This is a genomic window from Pseudomonas sp. C2.3V (genome assembly GCF_058536325.1).
This window is the reverse complement of the sequence record NZ_JBZUBN010000001.1, coordinates 2,537,436-2,555,274: the sequence shown is the minus strand read 5'-3', so window position 1 is coordinate 2,555,274 and position 17,839 is coordinate 2,537,436. Positions and strand designations below refer to the sequence as shown.

Below are 17,839 nucleotides of genomic sequence, written 5' to 3'. Positions count from 1 at the left end.
CATGGCGATCGAACTCGACGATCTTCACTGGATGCTGGATATCGTGCAGCACATCGATGTCGGTGTGCTGGTGATCAATCGCAAGTATGAAGTGGAAGTCTGGAACAGCTTCATGGAAAACCATTCGGGAATCGTCCCGAGTGATGCGCAGGGCAAGCCATTATTCTCGCTTTTCCCTGAAATGGACGAGGACTGGTTCCGTTACAAGGTCGAAGGTGTGGCCATGCTGGGCACGCCGATGTTCACCATCTGGGAGCAGCGGCCTTATCTGATCAAGTTCAAGAACTATCAGCCTATTACAGGGCTGGAAGATTACATGTACCAGAATGTCACTATTCTGCCGCTGCGTGACACGCGAGGCGGAGTGGGTTACATCGGTATCATTATCTATGATGTGACACGGGTTGCGACCAACACGCGTCAGCTGCAGTCGGTCAATGGTCAGCTGGAGCAGTTGTCACGAACCGACCGGCTGACCGGGCTGTTCAATCGTGGCTTCTGGGATGAATGCCTGAAGCATGAATTCGCGCGTCATTTGCGCTACCGCTGCAATGTCGGGCTGGTGATTCTTGATATCGATCATTTCAAGAAAATCAACGACACCTACGGTCATCCGGGAGGCGACAAGGTCATCCAGGCTCTGGCTAACCTGATTAACGGCCATATTCGGGCAACCGACAGGGCGGGGCGCTATGGCGGTGAGGAGTTCGTCATTCTGATGCCGGATACGCCATCCAGTGGCGCCCAGATATTTGCAGAACGCTTGCGCCAGCAGGCTGAGCAACTGAAGGTGGAGCACGAAGGTAAGCAGATTACCTTTACGATCAGCCTGGGCATTGCCGACCTGAGCCTGCCCGTAGAGAGCCATGAGGTGTTGCTGGAGCGTGCCGATCAGGCGCTTTACCGGTCCAAGCATAATGGCCGCAATCAGGTTACGGTCTATTCGGGCGTATGAGTAAGCGATAAAAAAGCCCGCTGTTTCAAGCGGGCTTTTGATGTGCGGTGCTGATCAATCCAGGCCTTGCAGTAAGCCAGCCATGTCATCGGCGTGTTCTTCTTCCTGGGCCAGGATGTCTTCAAAGATGCGCCGTGTGGTTGGATCCTTATCACCGATGTACTGCACGATCTCGCGATAGGTATCGATGGCGATGCGCTCGGCAATCAGGTCTTCCTTGATCATGTCACGCAGGTCGTGACCTTCGGCATATTGGGCATGCGAGCGGGTGAGCAGACCCTCAGGGTTGAAATCAGGCTCGCCGCCCAGCTGCACGATACGCTCGGCCAGGCGGTCGGCGTGCTCCTGTTCCTGGTCGGCATGCTCCTGAAATTCGGCAGCCGCAACGCTAGCCTTGATACCGGTAGCCATGAAGTAGTGACGCTTGTAGCGCAGCGTGCATACGATCTCGGTCGCAAGTGAGTCGTTAAGGAGCTTGATAACAGTTTCGCGATCGGCGCTATAGCCCTCGGTGATGGGGCCGTCTTCAATGTGTTGGCGGGCTCGTTGGCGAATGGTTTCGATATCGGTCAGAAAGGGTTGGTTGGTCAGCATGGGGCATTCCTCTTAGGCTTCACGGTCCATCTGGGATGGCCCTCTGTCGGGGCCTGTCCAGATGTGATTCCCGCGTCTGGTAAAAGTTTTGTCCAAGATTTATCGGCGGGTCGGGCTTGAAAGAATCAAGCACAGGTGCCATTTATCCTACTAAACTAGTAAGTCTTTAACCGTAGGCCGCTCTGGCGTACACTGCGCCCAGGTAAGCGAGGAGTAGAAATGAGCGCTATCACCATTACTGAAGCCGCCCAGGATTACCTGGCTGGCCTGCTTGAAAAGCAAAACACTCCCGGTATCGGCATTCGCATTTTTATCACGCAGCCGGGAACCCAGTACGCCGAGACCTGTATTGCCTACTGCAAGCCGGGCGAGCAGAAGCCGGAAGATACGTCGTTTGGTCTGAAGGACTTTACCGCCTGGATCGATGCGATCAGCGAGCCCTTCCTGGAAGATGCCATCGTCGACTATGCACAGGATCGCATGGGTGGTCAGTTGACCATCAAGGCGCCCAACGCCAAGGTGCCGATGATCAGCGAAGACAGCCCGATCAGCGAGCGCATCAATTATTACCTGCAGACTGAAATCAATCCCGGTCTGGCCAGCCACGGCGGTATGGTGAGTCTGGTTGAGGTGGTAGAAGACGGGGTTGCCGTGTTGCGTTTTGGAGGCGGCTGCCAGGGCTGCGGTCAGGTTGACCTGACGCTCAAGGATGGCGTCGAGCGTACCTTGATCGAGCGTATCCCGGACCTGAAAGGCGTTCGTGATGTAACCGATCATAGCAATCGCGAAAATGCCTATTACTGATAGGGTTTGCGAAAAGAAAAGGCGGCTATGAGCCGCCTTTTTTATGCCGCCTGTTAGTTAGTGCGGGGTATAGATCTGGTCGAAGACGCCGCCATCGGCAAAGTGCGTTTTCTGTACGGTCCGCCAGTCACCAAACAATTGCTCGACTGAGAAGAAGTCCACTTTCGGGAAGCGGTCCTGATACTGCGCCAGAATCTCTGCATTGCGTGGGCGCAGATAGTTGTCGGCTGCGATACGTTGACCTTCTTCCGACCAGAGATACTTGAGATATCCCTCAGCCACTTCGCGTGAGCCCTTCTTGTCAACGACCTTGTCGACCACCGTGACGGGTGGCTCGGCTTCAGCCGATACGCTGGGGTAGATCACCTCGAAGTTACCGCGACCAAATTCGCGCGCAATCATTTCGGCCTCGTTTTCAAAGGTCAGCAGCACATCGCCAATCTGATTTTGCATGAAGGTTGTGGTAGCAGCGCGACCGCCTGTATCCAGAACCGGAACATGCTTGAACAGCTCGCCCACAAAGGCTTTGGCCTTGGCCTCGTCGCCTCCGGTTTTCAAAACGTATCCCCAGGCGGAAAGGTAGGAGTAACGTCCGTTACCTGTGACCTTGGGATTTGGAATGATGACTTCCGTACCGTCCCTGACCAGGTCAGGCCAGTCTTTGATGCCCTTTGGGTTGCCTTTGCGAACGATAAAGACGGTAGCGGAGGTGAATGGGGCGCTGTTATTCGGTAGACGCTCGGCCCAGTTCTTGGGGATCAGCCCGCCATTGTCGGCCAGGGCGTTAATGTCGGTGGCCTGGTTCATGGTGATGACATCCGCAGGTAAGCCATCAATGACGGCGCGGGCCTGTTTGCTGGAGCCGCCATGAGACATCTGTATGGTTATATTCTGGTCATGGGCCTCTTTCCAGTGCTTTTGGAAAGCCGGGTTGTATTCCTTGTAGAAGTCTCGCATCACATCGTAGGAAACGTTCAGCAGGGGCGCTGCATTCGCAGCACCTCCCAGGAGCAGGCCGGCCGCCAGTAGCGGAGCGAAGAGTTGTTTTCTCATGATGATGTCTCTTATCGGTTGTTATTAGAGCGTCCCGCTCTGGAAAGGCCACATTATTCCGGTATTACCGTTCGTTTATAAAGCGAGTTTCCACAGCGGCTACAAAACGAGGCCTGTGCTTCGTGGAGTTCCTTGCCACACGCCCCGCACGGTTTGTGGATACTGTTCTCGCCTCGAATGGCATTGGATAGCTCAGCGGTAAAGATACCGGTGGGTACTGCAATGATCGAGTAGCCACTGATCATGACGATGCTGGCGATGGCTTGACCTAGAGCAGTTTGCGGGACCATGTCGCCAAATCCTACCGTTGTCAGCGTCACGATTGCCCAATAGATACTTTTGGGAATGCTGGTGTAGCCATTTTCCGGTCCTTCCACTACGTACATCAGTGAGCCGAATAGCGTCACCATCGTCAGAACACTGAGCAGGAAGACAATGATCTTTTGCCGACTACCTCTTAATGCCGTCACCAGAAAGTTGGCCTGATTCAGGTACTGACGCAGCTTTAGAATCCTGAATATCCTGAGCAGGCGCAGGATACGGATCACCAGCAGGTATTGAGCACTAGGCACAAAGAGCGCAATAAAGCTGGGCAGTATCGCCAGCAAGTCCACGATGCCGAAAAAGCTGAAGGCATACTTCGCAGGTTTTCGTGCGCTGTATAGCCTTAGCAGGTATTCGATGGTGAACAGGACGGTAAACGCCCATTCACACAGGGACAATATTTCGTCATATTTAGCATGGATCTCCGCCACGCTATCAAGCATGACCACCACCAGGCTGGCTAGGATGGTAAACAGGAGGGCTTCATCGAACCAACGTCCCGGAGCGGTGTTGGAATGAAAGATGATGATCTCCAGACGTCGGCGCAGGCGCTGAGCGTCGGCCATGGCATGGACTCCTTCTAATGTTAAAATCGCACCCTTGTGTCTTCTCGCCATGCCGGTAATGAAGGCACGCGAAGGAAGGGCGCATGCGGCTAAAATCCATCAAGTTGGCGGGCTTCAAATCATTTGTAGACCCGACAACCGTTAATTTCCCCAGCAATATGTCGGCAGTCGTAGGGCCGAACGGATGCGGTAAATCGAATATCATCGATGCCGTACGCTGGGTCATGGGCGAAAGCTCGGCAAAGAACTTGCGCGGCGAGTCGATGACCGATGTCATCTTCAACGGCTCGAACAGTCGCAAACCGGTTACTCAGGCTTCAATCGAGCTGATTTTTGATAATTCGGATAACTCGCTAGTCGGTGAGTATGCCAGCTATGCGGAAATTTCCATTCGCCGACGGGTAACTCGGGACGGGCAGAATACCTATTTTCTCAATGGTACCAAATGCCGTCGTCGCGACATCACTGATATCTTTTTGGGCACAGGGCTTGGCCCGCGCAGTTATTCGATCATCGAGCAGGGGATGATTTCCAAGCTGATCGAGGCTCGTCCAGAGGATTTGCGCAATTACATCGAAGAAGCGGCGGGGATCTCCAAGTACAAGGAGCGCCGTCGTGAAACTGAAAGCCGTATTCGCCGTACCCAGGAAAACCTTGCGCGCCTGACGGACCTTCGTGAAGAGCTTGAACGGCAACTCGAACGGTTACACCGACAGGCGCAGGCTGCCGAGAAATATCAGGAGTACAAGGCGGAAGAGCGCCACCTCCGTGCTCAGCTGGGAGCACTTCGTTGGCGCGATCTGGATGAGCTAGTGCAGCAGCGTGAGCGCGTCATTGGCAACCAGGAGGTAGCGCTCGAAGCGTTGGTTGCTGAGCAGCGCAGCGCTGATGCAAGCATTGAGCGACTGCGAGACAGCCATCATGATTTGTCCGAGCGGTTCAATCAGGTGCAGGGGCGCTTCTATTCGGTTGGTGGAGACATTGCGCGGGTCGAGCAGAGCATTCAGCACGGCCAGCAGCGCTTGCGTCAGCTGCAGGATGATCTGCGTGAAGCCGAGCGCTCTCGGGAAGAAACCGCCGCACATCTGGGTAATGACCAGGTGCTTCTTGCTACCTTGGCCGAAGAGCTGGCCATGCTGGAGCCCGAGCAGGAAATGAGCGCAGCTTCTGCTGAAGAATCTGCCCTGGCGCTGGAGGCGTCCGAGCAGGCCATGCAAGCGTGGCAGCAGCAATGGGACAGCTTCAACCAGCACAGTGCAGCGCCTCAGCGTGAGGCTGATGTTCAGCAGTCCCGTATTCGTCACTTGGAGCAAAGCCTGGAACGGCTCATGGAGCGCGAGCGACGACTGCGTGATGAGCTGACGCAACTGGCAGCGGACCCTGAAGACGCGGCGTTGCTCGAGCTCAGCGAAGAGCTCGCTGGAATCGAGTTGATTCTCGAGGACCTCGCCCAAGGAGAAATAGAGGTCACCGAACAGCTGGCTATCGGTCGAGAGCAGCTACAGGTCGTGACCGCCCAGCAGGCCGCAACGCAAGGTGAATTACAGCGTCTGGAGGGACGTATTGTCTCCCTGGAGGCCTTGCAGCAGGCTGCGCTCGATCCTGGAAAAGGGGCGGATGACTGGATGCGCCTGCATGATCTGCATGAGCGTAGCCGCTTGGCCGAGGGTGTTCGGGTTGAGTCAGGCTGGGAGAGAGCCGTTGAAACGGTGTTGGGCGCTGATTTGCAGGCGGTTTGCTTGGATGATCTATCCGGTCTCGACCTGGCTGCATTCGAGCAGGGCGAGCTGCGCCTGGTAACACCTGGGCATGTAGCGCCTGCAACGCCAGGGAGCTTATTGGATAAAGTCGAAGCCCCACATGATCTGTCGCCCTGGCTGGGCAATGTATTTCCAGTGGAGACCCTTGAGGACGCACTGGCGCAGCGGCAGAGGCTTGCTGACGGGCAGAGCCTTGTCAGTCGAGACGGGTATTGGGTATCCCGTCACTTTTTGCGAATACAGCGCTCCAGCGAGGCGGAAAGCGGTGTGCTGGCGCGCGGCCAGGAGCTTGAGCGTTTACACGCTGAGCGTACTCAGCTGGAACACCGGCTGAGTGAAGGGCAGAAGGCGTTTGAGCAGGCGCAGGAGCAGTTGGCAGAACTAGAGCGCAACCGCGAAACGGTCCGCCGTCGATCTCAGGAGGAGAGCCGCCGCCAGGGTGAAGTCAGGGCTCAGCTGTCGGCACGGCAGGCCAAGGCCGAGCAGCTTGGACTGCGCCGAAAGCGGCTTGAAGACGAGCGGGTTGAAATGGCAGAGCAACGCGCTATCGAGACCGAGCAGATTGGTGAGGCACGACTGAGCCTTCAGGATGCATTGGATGCCATGGCTGCCGATACCGAGCGTCGCGACCTGTTGATCGCTCAGCGCGAGACGCTACGCGAGCGGCTGGATCGGGCTCGTCAGGAGGCGAGGCAGCATAAGGAGCAGGCTCATCAGCTGGCTGTAAGGATGGGGTCGCTCAGAGCCCAGCATGACTCTACACAGCAGGCGCTGGAGCGTCTGCTGCTGCAGGCGGCTCGGCTCGACGAGCGACGTGAGCAGCTTAGTCTCAACCTGGAAGAGGGCTCTGCACCGATTGAGGAGCTCAGGTTGAAACTCGAAGAATTGCTTGAGCGCCGTATGAGCGTCGATGAGGAGCTGCGAGGCGCGCGCATGGCTCTGGAGGAGGCGGATCGTGAGCTGCGTGAGTCCGAGCTCCGCCGTACCCAGGCCGAGCAGCAAGCGCAGGTGGTGCGCAGTCAGGTGGAGCAGCAGCGGCTTGAGTGGCAGGGGCTGTCCGTGCGCCGTAAAACCCTTCAGGAGCAGCTGCATGAAGAGGGGTATGACCTGCAGACCGTAGTGGCTACCTTGCCTGAGGATGCCACCGAATCGGCATGGGAGTCTCAGCTGGAGGCGCTGAATGCGCGTATTCAACGCCTGGGTGCCATTAACTTGGCAGCCATCGAGGAGTATCAGCAGCAATCCGAGCGCAAGCGCTATCTGGATGTGCAAAACGATGATCTTGTTGAGGCCTTGGAAACGCTCGAAAACGTGATTCGCAAGATCGACCGTGAAACGCGCAATCGTTTCAAGGAAACATTCGATCAGATCAATAATGGCCTTCAAGCCTTGTTTCCAAAAGTTTTTGGCGGCGGACACGCCTATCTGGAACTTACGGGAGAAGATTTACTCGATACCGGGGTTGCGATCATGGCGCGTCCGCCGGGCAAGAAGAACAGCACGATTCATCTTTTGTCGGGCGGTGAGAAGGCATTGACGGCAATCGCGTTGGTTTTTGCGATTTTTCAGCTCAATCCAGCGCCATTCTGCATGCTTGACGAAGTGGATGCGCCTCTGGACGATGCCAACGTTGGCCGCTACGCGCGGTTGGTGAAGGAAATGTCCGAAAAAGTGCAGTTCATCTATATCACACACAACAAGATCGCCATGGAAATGGCCGATCAGCTGATGGGCGTGACGATGCACGAACCGGGCTGTTCGCGTTTGGTGGCCGTCGATGTCGAAGAAGCTGTTGCTTTGGCTGAAGCTTGATACGACAGACGGTGTAAAGTTGGTGGCGGGCGTGCTAGTTTATGCCCGTTTTTGGGCGTTTGGCATTTTGCTATGCATGGGCAAATGGCGAGCGCGAAGTTGATTTTTGACAGAGGTATGCGTCTTACATGGATATCGGTCTGCGCGAATGGCTGATCATCATCGGCATTATCGTAATCGCCGGCATACTTTTCGATGGCTGGCGACGGATGAGCGGGAAAGGGAAACTCAAGTTTCGCCTGGACAACAATCTCTCCGGCCAGTCCGATGAGGGCGGTAGTTCAGAACTACTAGGGCCGTCTCGTGTGGTCGAACATAAGGAGCCGTCTTTTGATAGCGAGGAAGAAGCGCCTCGCCCAAGTCGTGTTGCTCGCAAGCGCCGCGAAGAGCCTGTTGCGGAAGAGCTGGAGCTGGGTGGCGCCGAGCCCCAGTTCAGTGCCCTGGCGGATGACGATGAGGCACCGGCTCGTAGCAAAGGCAAGGCCCGCAAGGACATCGTCGATGCCGAGCCGGACCTGTCTGCGATGGAAGAGCCGCGCAAAGAGCGCAAGGAGCTGCCGCCCGTAGAAGAGGTGTTGGTCATCAACGTGATTTCACGTGATGAGAACGGCTTTCGCGGTCCGGCTCTGTTGCAGAATATTCTGGAAAGTGGTCTGCGCTTTGGTGACATGGATATCTTCCATCGTCACGAGAGTATGTCCGGCAACGGCGAAGTGCTTTTCTCCATGGCCAATGCCGTACGGCCAGGTACGTTTGATCTGGACAACATCGATAGCTTCCGCACGCCGGCTGTAAGTTTCTTTTTAGGTCTGCCTGGCCCACGGCATCCCAAGCAGGCATTTGAAGTGATGGTGGCAGCCGCTCGCAAGCTGGCCTCCGAGCTTAACGGCGAATTGAAGGATGAGCAGCGTAGCGTCATGACGGCACAGACCATCGAGCACTACCGCCAGCGTATCATCGACTTCGAACGCAAGAGCCTGACTCAGAAACGCTGAGCCGATTTCAGAGTCGATTAAAGAGCAGCTTATGCTGCTCTTTTTGTTTCTGCCTGTTGCTGGACATGACGTCCAGCCTTGGTGCTAGAGAGAGAACAGCATGACCCAAGCCCAAGATGCCGCCGAGCGGATCGCTTCTTTGCGCAGCGAAATCGATGCGCATAATTACCGTTACTATGTTCTAGATGAACCCAGTGTTCCGGATGCCGAATACGATCGGCTATTTCGTGAGCTCAAGGCGCTTGAGGCCGAGCACCCTGAGCTGATTACGCCTGACTCTCCCACGCAGCGGGTGAGTGGCTCCGCCCTGTCGGCTTTCGGGACGATTCGCCATGAAGTCCCCATGCTAAGTTTGGGGAATGCCTTTGAAGAAAAGGATTTGCTCGAATTCGATCGCCGCGTACGGGACGGGCTGGCTGAGGAGCTTGACAGTCATAACGGTAATGATCTTTTCAGTCAGGCGGCAGAAATTGAATACACCTGTGAGCCCAAGCTCGACGGCCTGGCGGTAAGCCTGCTGTATGAGCGGGGCGTGCTTGTTCGCGGAGCGACCCGTGGTGACGGCACGACAGGCGAGGACATCACCGCCAACGTGCGTACTATCCGCAACGTCCCGCTCAAGCTTCAAGGCAGTGGTTGGCCGGAGGTGCTCGAGGTGCGGGGCGAAGTCTTTATGTCCAAGGCCGGTTTCGAAGCTTTGAATGAGCGCGCCATGGAAGCTGGTGGGAAGACCTTTGCGAACCCACGTAATGCCGCCGCAGGCAGTTTGCGCCAGCTCGACTCCAGTATTACTGCCAAGCGCCCGCTCGAATTCTGCTGTTACGGCTACGGGCGGGTAGAGGGCGGAACGCTGCCAAATACTCAATACGAGATCTTGCAGTCGGTTCGCAAGTGGGGCATTCCAATCAGCAAGGAGCTGAAGCTGGCCCAAGGTGCTCAGGCGTGCCGTGATTACTACCATGATATTGGCGAGCGACGTGATGGGCTCGCTTATGAAATCGATGGCGTCGTCTTCAAGGTTAACCGTATCGACTGGCAGAAGGAGCTGGGCTTTCGGGCCAGGGAGCCGCGCTGGGCAATTGCCCACAAGTTTCCAGCCCATGAGGAGCTGACGGAGCTTACCAACGTCGAGTTTCAGGTGGGCCGTACGGGCGCCATCACGCCTGTTGCTCGTCTCAAGCCGGTTCAAGTGGGCGGTGTTACGGTCACCAATGCAACCCTGCACAATATGGATGAGGTCGAAAGGCTGGGCGTGATGATTGGCGATACCGTCATCATCCGCCGTGCAGGCGATGTTATTCCTCAGGTCATGCAGGTGGTGCTTGAGCGTCGGCCGGCAGATGCTCGGCCTGTGGCGGTGCCGACCCATTGTCCCGTCTGTGGCTCGGAAGTGGAGCGGACACAGCTGGTCAAGCGAGGCAAGGGACGAGAGTCGGTCAGCGTGGGCGCTGTCTATCGCTGCGTAGGTCGCCTGGTCTGTCAGGCGCAGCTCAAGCAGTCCATCATTCATTTTGCGTCACGCCGTGCGATGGAAATCGATGGGCTGGGCGACAAGATTATCGAGCAGCTGGTAGACCGGGGTATGGTCAAGTCACCGGCTGATCTGTATGCGTTGACCTTTGAACATGTCATCCAGCTGGAGGGGTTTGCGGAAATCTCGACCAGAAACCTGCTCAGCGCTATCGCGAACAGCCGAACGCCTGTGCTGGCACGTTTCATTTTTGCCTTGGGCATCCCCGATGTCGGCGAGGAAACTGCCAAGCTACTGGCACGTACGTTCGGGAGTCTGGAGCGTATTCAGCGGGCCTTGCCGGAAGTGCTGATCTACTTACCCGATATTGGTTATGAGGTCGCGTACGAGATCCATAACTTCTTCGAGGAAGAGCACAACCAGAATGTCATTGGTGATTTGTTGCGTAATGGCGTGCAGGTTCAGGAGGAGGGTGAGCTTCATCCTGAGTTCGCTGGCTACGCCACGTTTGCCGATTTCATCGAGAAGCTGGGTATTTCCTATGTAGCGGCAACCGGCGCTAAAAACCTCGCCGGTCACTTCAAGACGCTGGAAGCGTTGATTACTGCCGACTGGCTGGACCTGGGCGCCATGAAGGGCTTGAACGAAAGAGCCAAGAATGCCGTGCGCGATTTCTTCAGTCAGGCTGAACATGCAGAGCGCGCGCGAATGATCGAGGCACAGCTGCGCGAATTTGGCATGCATTGGGAAAGCGAAAGGACACAAGTGGAAGGGTTGCCGCTAGCAGGTCAGACGTGGGTGCTGACAGGAACGCTAGAGGCGATGAGTCGAGATGTAGCCAAGGAAAAGCTCGAGGCGCTTGGCGCTAAGGTTTCCGGATCGGTATCTGCCAAAACCACATGTGTCGTAGCAGGTCCGGGCGCTGGATCAAAGCTGACCAAGGCAACCGAGCTAGGTGTTACGGTACTGGATGAGCAGGCTCTGCTTGATCGTCTGGCCAGCTTCGAGGTGAGCTGAAAATAAGACGGCGCCCTCCATCCAGAAGGCGCCATCTTATTAATTATCTGCTAAATGACTGAAAAGCTTGTAACTTCTGCTCAAGTGAGTAGAATGATGCGCCTCACCTGTTGGTGACGTTCGTTATGGTGGTCCTGCCGGTCCCCCCGCAACGATCAGCCGTGAACCCGGTCAGGTCCGGAAGGAAGCAGCCGTAGCGGTGACATCGTGTGCCGGGGTGTGGCTGGTGGGGCCACCTCCATTCTTAAAGCGTTCAGCTTGACTCTCTAATCAACTTCTCGAATTTGCTGCTTTTGCGGGCAGATATTCTCGTGTTTAGCAATAGTCTTTTGCCATGAAGGCACTTTGCTACCGCTCATCTGTCTGTCACAATTTTTCACGCTTAAGATTGAATTAATTAACGTATTTCATTTCTACAGCGTGACGTAGGTCCTAGTTGTACTGCAGCGCTTGTCTGTATGTGTTGTTCTGACCTGCTTGTCAAAGAATATTGTTCAGCGTGCATCCAGTAGTCCTTTCTACAAAAGGATGAGGAAAGGGCTGCAATAATAAAATTCAAAGGATGAGCAAAAAAATGGAAAGCATCCAGACATCAGTATCCCCAGAAGAGCCTGTTTCATTCGTATCTATCATTCAGAAAACTGTGCAGGAGGCATGGGCTGTGGTTTATGCACATGGAGGAATCATTTCGGAGTTCAACAACGAGCAGGAAGCTAAATGCGAAGCAGAGCAATGGGGCGGGGTGTGGTTCCGTCTTAACGTCTGATAGTTTTCTCTAGCATCTGTGCGGCTGATTGGCAGCTGCACAGCTGTGCGCAATAACCGCCCTCCTTATTTTTCTTTTCAGTTGCCTCGTCTAATCATATGATGATTAGAGCGCTTTCTATCAATAACAATACGTCTTTGCGCTGATCGAGCAACGGCCTTCAACAGTCGTTAAGATGCTTGTAGGTCAGAGCGGGCGAGGGCGAGGTCTGAATGTCGAATAATTTTCACGCATCAGCCGTAGATAAACTGGGTAGCTTGATCGCTTCCGGGCAATTCAAGCCTGGGGATGCGCTGAAAGTCGAGGCGGATCTTGGTGAGGAGTTGGGTGTCAGTCGAACGGTCGTGCGGGAGGCCATCAAGACACTGGTCGCCAAGGGCATGATCGAGGTGGGCCCCAAGGTGGGAAGCCGTGTATTACCCTTAAATCGGTGGAATCTCTTCGATCCCCAGGTGGTGGCATGGTTGAGTCGTGGCGGCTTGCCCGAGAATTTCGTCAAGGATCTGCTTGATTTACGGCGTGCTATTGAGCCAGTGGCTGTGCGCTGGGCTTGCGAGCGTGCAACACCTGAGCAGATCAGGCGCGTCCAGGCAGCCTATACAGCGTTGGAAGCTTCGCTTTCAGGTGGAGATTACAACAGTGCCGACCAGCACTTCCATGAGTGCGTCCTGGCGGCCAGTCACAACCAGTTCATCGAGCAAATGGTGCCCGCGCTAGGCGCCTTGCTTGCCGTTTCCTTTCAGATTTCGTCTGTCGATCCTTCAGAGTTGCAACGAACGCTGCCCTTGCACAAGGAGCTGGCGGATGCCATTGCTGCGCGAGATTCCTCTCGGGGCGTTTGGGCATGCATGACGTTGATCGACAAGGCTGCTGTCACGATTTCTAAATATGCTCAGGCTAGTAGTTAGCGTGAGCTGTGCATTCATAACTACAAATAAGGATGCTTTATGGAGTGGCAACCGGTTATATCCCATCGATTTAAATTAGCGGAAGGTCCTTTTTGGGATGAGCCCACCCAGGCGTTGTACTGGGTGGATATCGTAGGTAAGAAAGCCTGTCGACTGGAGGGGGGGCATTACTCTGAATGGCAGGTGACCGAGCCTGTTTCGGCCTTTATTCCCACGATACGCGGAGATGCGTTGCTGACCATGGTCAGTGGTGTTCACCGCCTGGACCTGGAATCACCACCGCATGCACCTTCACTTTCACTGTTCTGCGTACCGGATCCTATTGAGGGGAACCGCGCCAATGAGGCGCGCTGCGACGCGGCAGGGAATCTGTGGTTGGGCAGCATGCAGAACAATATAGGTGAGCAGGGCGAAGACCTGCCGATCACCCGTCGTTCGGGTGGATTATTTCATATCGGTCCTGATGCGAAGGTCACTCGTCTGGCCAGCGATATCGGCATTGCCAACACGCTACTCTGGAGTACAGAGGGGGATTGCGTTTACACCGCCGATACGCTGGAAAGCGTGATTTACCGTCATACTATTGGTGCCAAGGGGCTTGGCGAAAGAACAGTTTGGGCGCAGGCCCATGAGCGTGGTCATCCAGATGGGTCTGCCATGGATTCGCAGGGATATGTCTGGAATGCGCGCTGGGACGGCCACTGTCTGATTCGATTTGCTCCAGACGGTTGTGTCGACACGATTATAGAGCTACCTGTGTCCCGGCCCACCAGTTGTGTGTTTGGCGGACACGACCTCAAGACGCTCTATGTCACGAGTGCGGCAGGTGATCAGCCTCTAGATGGTTCTGTGCTTTGTGCGCGTGTGGATGTGGCCGGGATGCCGTGCCATCGCTTCATGGGTTGACGTTAAGCAACTCGATTTGTGATCCAGCGCTTCTCTTTTTTCGATTGCTCAAGGAGAAGTTGCAGCCGATCGAGTCCAATCATATTATGATATGACTGTTTCGCCTGGCCTGTCTTATTACGTCAGTCAGGTGTCAGCACAATTTGATGCAGTACACGCTAGCTATTCAATAAAAATAAGGAGGTAGCTATGTTTCGTGGCCGTGGGATTTCTTCCCTGGTGAAATCTGCCTTGGCAGCTGGTGCGCTGGGCCTTTCGTTATCTGCGGCTTCGGTCGCCCATGCCGAAGATGTGAAGATCGGCTTTCTCGTCAAGCAGCCTGAAGAACCTTGGTTTCAGACCGAGTGGGCTTTTGCAGAAAAAGCTGCGAAAGATAAAGGCTTTACCCTCCTCAAGATTGCTGTACCTGATGGTGAAAAAACGCTTTCCGCTATCGATAGCCTGGCGGCTAACGGTGCTAAAGGCTTTGTCATTTGTCCGCCTGATGTTTCCCTCGGCCCAGCCATCGTGGCCAAGTCCAAGATCAATGGCTTGAAAGTCATGGCCGTGGATGATCGCTTTGTCGGCTCCGACGGAAAGTTCATGGAAGACGTGCCTTACCTGGGCATGGCCGCTTTTGATGTAGGGCGTCAACAGGGCGAGGCAATGGCCGCTGAAGCCAAGAAGCGCAACTGGAAGTGGGATGAAACCTACGCGGTCATCAACACCTTCAATGAGCTAGATACCGGAAAGCAGCGTACCGACGGCTCTGTAAAGGCGTTGCGTGACGCCGGTCTGCCAGAGGACCACATCATTTATGCGCCGCAAAAGACGCTGGATGTCCCCGGCAGCATGGATGCCACCAGCTCCGCACTCGTCAAGCTACCGGGCAGCGCCAAGCACCTGATCGTAGGTGGTATGAATGACAACACAGTGCTGGGTGGTGTGAGGGCGACTGAAAGTGCCGGTTTCAGTGCTGAAAACGTGATCGGAATCGGCATCAACGGTACAGATGCTATCGGTGAGTTGAAAAAGCCCAACAGCGGCTTTTTCGGCTCGATGCTTCCCAGCCCACACGAAGAGGGCTACCAGACCGCCACCATGATGTACGAATGGGTGACTACCGGCAAAGAGCCGCCCAAGTACACCGCCATGGACAAGGTTACGCTGATCACACGCGAAAACTTCCAACAGGAACTCGAAAAGATCGGGCTCTGGAAATAACCGTCTCCTGCATTATCCGGTCCGCCTGACGGACTCCTTGCAACCTTGCGACGCCTCTATGGCGTCGCTTTAGGAGGTGATATGGAAGCATTACAGCAGTCGGTGCAGGGCGAAAGCCTTGCGTTCCAGGGCATTGGTAAGACGTTTCCTGGCGTCAAGGCGCTGTCCGACATCAACTTCACGGCTCGCCCCGGCTCCGTACATGCCCTGATGGGAGAAAACGGTGCAGGCAAGTCAACATTGCTCAAGATTCTGGGTGGCTATTACCAGCCCAGTAGCGGTCATCTACGCATTGGTGATCGTGACATGGTCTTCAAGAACACGGCGGACAGTATCCGTAATGGCGTAGCCGTGATTCACCAGGAGCTTCAACTCGTTCCGGAAATGACTGTGGCTGAGAACCTGTTTCTAGGTCACTTGCCGGCCCGCTACGGCATTGTTAACCGTGGGCGTCTTCGTCAACAGGCTCTGCAATTGCTGAAAGGCCTAGCGGAGGAAATCGATCCGAATACGCGCGTCGGGCGTCTGTCCCTGGGGCAACGGCAGTTGGTGGAAATTGCCAAGTCCTTGTCTCGTGGCGCCCATGTAATTGCATTCGATGAGCCCACCAGCAGCCTGTCTGCCCGTGAAACCGAGCGGCTGATGGCAATCATTGCGCGTTTGCGCGATGAGGGAAAAGTCATTCTTTATGTTTCGCACCGAATGGAAGAAGTCTTCCATATCTGCGATGCCGTCACGATCTTCAAGGATGGACGTCATGTGCGCACATTCGAGCGCATGAGTGAAACCACGCCGGATCAGCTGATCACCTGCATGGTAGGACGTAGTCTGGACGATATCTATGACTATCGTCCCCGTGAAAAGGGCGAAGGTTGTTTGAACGTATCCGGCCTGATGGGGCGTGGTCTGCAGCAGCCAGTCAGCTTTGAGGTTTGCCAGGGTGAAATCCTTGGGCTCTTCGGGCTGGTTGGAGCAGGGCGTACCGAGTTGCTCCGCCTGCTATCAGGTCTTGAACGGCACAGTGCGGGCGTGCTCAAGCTCAAGGGCGAGGCGCTGACGCTTCGCAACCCACGTGATGCCATCGCTGCTGGCATCCTGCTCTGTCCCGAGGATCGCAAGAAAGAAGGCATCGTTCCGCTGGGCAGCGTGGCCGAAAACATCAATATCAGCGCACGTCCGCGGCATGCAACCTGGAGCTGCCTGCTTCAAAGCCGCTGGGAAAAGGAAAACGCTAAAAAGCAGATCCGCGCATTGAATGTAAAAACACCTACGCCTTACCAAAAGATCAAGAACCTTTCGGGCGGTAACCAGCAGAAGGCCATCCTGGGGCGCTGGCTGTCCATGCCCATGAAGGTGTTGCTGCTGGACGAACCTACACGCGGCATCGATATCGGTGCGAAATCCGAAATTTACCAGATCATTCACTCGCTGGCGGCCAAAGGCATTGCAGTGATTGTGGTGTCGAGCGATCTCATGGAAGTCATGGGGGTTGCGGACCGCATCATGGTCATGAGTGAAGGTGCTGTAACGGGTGAGCTGGCACGTGCCGAGGCGACCGAAGAGCGTTTGCTGGAGCTCGCATTGCCCCGTACGCGCGCCTGATATGTAACAAGCCTGCGTTGCCTTGAAGGCTTCGAAATACAAAAACAATTGAGGTGTTCCATGTCCACGCAAAACAACGCCTTGGCGGCACCGCGCCGTAGCTTTGATACTCGCCGTTTTATTGATGACTGGGCGATGATGCTGGCGGCCCTGGCGATCTTTGTTCTCTGTACCTTGTTTATCGATAACTTTCTTTCGCCGCTCAACATGCGAGGACTGGGGCTGGCAATCTCCACAACGGGGATCGTCGCCTGCACCATGTTGTTCTGTCTGGCATCTGGGCATTTTGACCTGTCTGTAGGCTCGGTCATTGCCTGTGCGGGCGTCGTCGCAGCGGTAGTAATGCGCGAATTCAATAGCGTGGCGCTAGGGGTAACCGCTGCACTGGCAATGGGGTTATGCGTAGGACTCATCAATGGGCTGGTCATTGCCAAACTCAAGATCAATGCCTTGATCACAACCTTGGCGACCATGCAGATTGTACGCGGTCTGGGTTACATCTTTTCCAACGGCAAGGCCGTAGGCGTAATGGAAGAAAAGTTCTTTATCTTTGGTAATGGTCAGATGTTTGGTGTTCCGGTGCCGATTTTGATCACACTGGTATGCATCCTGTTCTTTGGCTGGCTGCTCAACTACACCACGTTTGGACGCAACACGCTGGCTATCGGTGGTAACGAAGAAGCCGCCTTGCTGGCGGGTGTACACGTTGATCGTACCAAGATCATCATCTTTGCTATGCAGGGTGTGATCGGTGCGTTAGCGGGCGTGGTTCTGGCTTCGCGTATGACCTCCGGCCAGCCGATGATAGGGCAGGGGTTCGAGCTGACCGTGATCTCGGCATGTGTGTTGGGAGGGGTGTCGCTGGCCGGTGGTATCGGCATGATTCGTCACGTCATTGCTGGCGTGCTGATCCTGGCAGTGATCGAGAACGCCATGAACCTCAAAAATATCGACACGTTCTACCAATACGTCATCCGTGGAACGATTCTGCTGCTGGCCGTTGTAATCGACCGCTTCAAGCAGCGCTGATACCTAATGGAGACCTCACGGCACGCGTGCTGACACGTGCCGATGAGGCCGCTTTTGCCTGTGACCCGGCCTAT

The 17,839-nt window shown here is 55.3% G+C and carries 14 protein-coding genes and 1 other RNA gene; 12 read left to right on the top strand and 3 right to left on the bottom strand.

Features of this window, described 5'->3' with window-relative positions; translation table 11 throughout:
* Position 1 precedes the first annotated feature (1 nt).
* The gene (locus tag AC4LF3_RS12095; protein ID WP_491835378.1) at positions 2–955 is read left to right on the top strand and encodes a GGDEF domain-containing protein; all 954 of its coding nucleotides are present in this window, start codon (positions 2–4) and stop codon (positions 953–955) included.
* Positions 956–1,009: 54 nt separating this feature from the next.
* Here AC4LF3_RS12095 and AC4LF3_RS12090 read toward each other — a convergent pair whose 3' ends face one another.
* Positions 1,010–1,549 (bottom strand): ferritin-like domain-containing protein, encoded by a 540-nt coding sequence (locus tag AC4LF3_RS12090; protein ID WP_019363835.1) that lies wholly within the window; start codon positions 1,547–1,549, stop codon positions 1,010–1,012.
* A gap of 219 nt (positions 1,550–1,768) precedes the next feature.
* Between AC4LF3_RS12090 and nfuA the strand changes: the two genes are divergently transcribed.
* On the top strand, positions 1,769–2,353 hold the full coding sequence (nfuA, locus tag AC4LF3_RS12085; RefSeq protein WP_010794817.1) for a Fe-S biogenesis protein NfuA: 585 nt from the start codon (positions 1,769–1,771) through the stop codon (positions 2,351–2,353).
* Between the two features lie 57 nt (positions 2,354–2,410).
* On the opposite strand, the gene AC4LF3_RS12080 is transcribed toward nfuA, so the two are convergent.
* Together AC4LF3_RS12080 and AC4LF3_RS12075 are read right to left on the bottom strand one after the other, a co-directional pair.
* Positions 2,411–3,406, bottom strand: a complete 996-nt coding sequence (locus tag AC4LF3_RS12080) for a sulfate ABC transporter substrate-binding protein (RefSeq protein ID WP_491835377.1) — start codon at positions 3,404–3,406, stop codon at positions 2,411–2,413.
* Between the two features lie 53 nt (positions 3,407–3,459).
* Positions 3,460–4,296, bottom strand: a complete 837-nt coding sequence (locus tag AC4LF3_RS12075; RefSeq protein WP_010794815.1) for an ion transporter — start codon at positions 4,294–4,296, stop codon at positions 3,460–3,462.
* 83 nt (positions 4,297–4,379) lie between these two features.
* Here AC4LF3_RS12075 and smc point away from each other — a divergent pair, with 83 nt between their 5' ends.
* From smc to araH, 10 genes are all read left to right on the top strand, one after another.
* Positions 4,380–7,868 carry a chromosome segregation protein SMC gene (gene smc, locus AC4LF3_RS12070; RefSeq protein ID WP_491835376.1) on the top strand — a complete coding sequence of 1,163 codons (3,489 nt, stop codon included), beginning with the start codon at positions 4,380–4,382 and terminating at the stop codon, positions 7,866–7,868.
* A gap of 128 nt (positions 7,869–7,996) precedes the next feature.
* On the top strand, positions 7,997–8,863 hold the full coding sequence (gene zipA, locus AC4LF3_RS12065) for a cell division protein ZipA (protein WP_239382829.1): 867 nt from the start codon (positions 7,997–7,999) through the stop codon (positions 8,861–8,863).
* A 100-nt stretch (positions 8,864–8,963) separates the two neighbouring features.
* Positions 8,964–11,351: an NAD-dependent DNA ligase LigA gene (gene ligA, locus AC4LF3_RS12060; RefSeq protein WP_491835375.1), complete on the top strand. Its 2,388-nt coding sequence runs from the start codon at positions 8,964–8,966 to the stop codon at positions 11,349–11,351.
* A 135-nt stretch (positions 11,352–11,486) separates the two neighbouring features.
* An RNA gene (ffs, locus tag AC4LF3_RS12055) (signal recognition particle sRNA small type) lies at positions 11,487–11,583 on the top strand.
* Between the two features lie 342 nt (positions 11,584–11,925).
* Positions 11,926–12,117 (top strand): hypothetical protein, encoded by a 192-nt coding sequence (locus tag AC4LF3_RS12050; protein ID WP_010794811.1) that lies wholly within the window; start codon positions 11,926–11,928, stop codon positions 12,115–12,117.
* 212 nt (positions 12,118–12,329) lie between these two features.
* Positions 12,330–13,025, top strand: coding sequence for a FadR/GntR family transcriptional regulator (locus AC4LF3_RS12045; RefSeq protein WP_010794810.1), 696 nt, complete (start codon positions 12,330–12,332; stop codon positions 13,023–13,025).
* Between the two features lie 39 nt (positions 13,026–13,064).
* Positions 13,065–13,931, top strand: coding sequence for an SMP-30/gluconolactonase/LRE family protein (locus AC4LF3_RS12040; protein WP_019363842.1), 867 nt, complete (start codon positions 13,065–13,067; stop codon positions 13,929–13,931).
* Positions 13,932–14,120: 189 nt separating this feature from the next.
* The gene (locus AC4LF3_RS12035) at positions 14,121–15,134 is read left to right on the top strand and encodes a substrate-binding domain-containing protein (protein ID WP_019363843.1); all 1,014 of its coding nucleotides are present in this window, start codon (positions 14,121–14,123) and stop codon (positions 15,132–15,134) included.
* Positions 15,135–15,215: 81 nt separating this feature from the next.
* The gene (gene araG, locus AC4LF3_RS12030) at positions 15,216–16,736 is read left to right on the top strand and encodes an L-arabinose ABC transporter ATP-binding protein AraG (protein ID WP_491835374.1); all 1,521 of its coding nucleotides are present in this window, start codon (positions 15,216–15,218) and stop codon (positions 16,734–16,736) included.
* A gap of 60 nt (positions 16,737–16,796) precedes the next feature.
* Positions 16,797–17,765, top strand: a complete 969-nt coding sequence (gene araH / locus AC4LF3_RS12025; protein WP_010794805.1) for an L-arabinose ABC transporter permease AraH — start codon at positions 16,797–16,799, stop codon at positions 17,763–17,765.
* Positions 17,766–17,839 lie beyond the last annotated feature (74 nt).

Coding starts and splice junctions, on each gene's coding strand:
- AC4LF3_RS12095 (WP_491835378.1), top strand. CDS start 2: ATGGCGATCGAACTCGACGATCTTCACTGGATGCTGGATATCGTGCAG.
- AC4LF3_RS12090 (WP_019363835.1), bottom strand. CDS start 1,549: ATGCTGACCAACCAACCCTTTCTGACCGATATCGAAACCATTCGCCAA.
- nfuA (WP_010794817.1), top strand. CDS start 1,769: ATGAGCGCTATCACCATTACTGAAGCCGCCCAGGATTACCTGGCTGGC.
- AC4LF3_RS12080 (WP_491835377.1), bottom strand. CDS start 3,406: ATGAGAAAACAACTCTTCGCTCCGCTACTGGCGGCCGGCCTGCTCCTG.
- AC4LF3_RS12075 (WP_010794815.1), bottom strand. CDS start 4,296: ATGGCCGACGCTCAGCGCCTGCGCCGACGTCTGGAGATCATCATCTTT.
- smc (WP_491835376.1), top strand. CDS start 4,380: ATGCGGCTAAAATCCATCAAGTTGGCGGGCTTCAAATCATTTGTAGAC.
- zipA (WP_239382829.1), top strand. CDS start 7,997: ATGGATATCGGTCTGCGCGAATGGCTGATCATCATCGGCATTATCGTA.
- ligA (WP_491835375.1), top strand. CDS start 8,964: ATGACCCAAGCCCAAGATGCCGCCGAGCGGATCGCTTCTTTGCGCAGC.
- AC4LF3_RS12050 (WP_010794811.1), top strand. CDS start 11,926: ATGGAAAGCATCCAGACATCAGTATCCCCAGAAGAGCCTGTTTCATTC.
- AC4LF3_RS12045 (WP_010794810.1), top strand. CDS start 12,330: ATGTCGAATAATTTTCACGCATCAGCCGTAGATAAACTGGGTAGCTTG.
- AC4LF3_RS12040 (WP_019363842.1), top strand. CDS start 13,065: ATGGAGTGGCAACCGGTTATATCCCATCGATTTAAATTAGCGGAAGGT.
- AC4LF3_RS12035 (WP_019363843.1), top strand. CDS start 14,121: ATGTTTCGTGGCCGTGGGATTTCTTCCCTGGTGAAATCTGCCTTGGCA.
- araG (WP_491835374.1), top strand. CDS start 15,216: ATGGAAGCATTACAGCAGTCGGTGCAGGGCGAAAGCCTTGCGTTCCAG.
- araH (WP_010794805.1), top strand. CDS start 16,797: ATGTCCACGCAAAACAACGCCTTGGCGGCACCGCGCCGTAGCTTTGAT.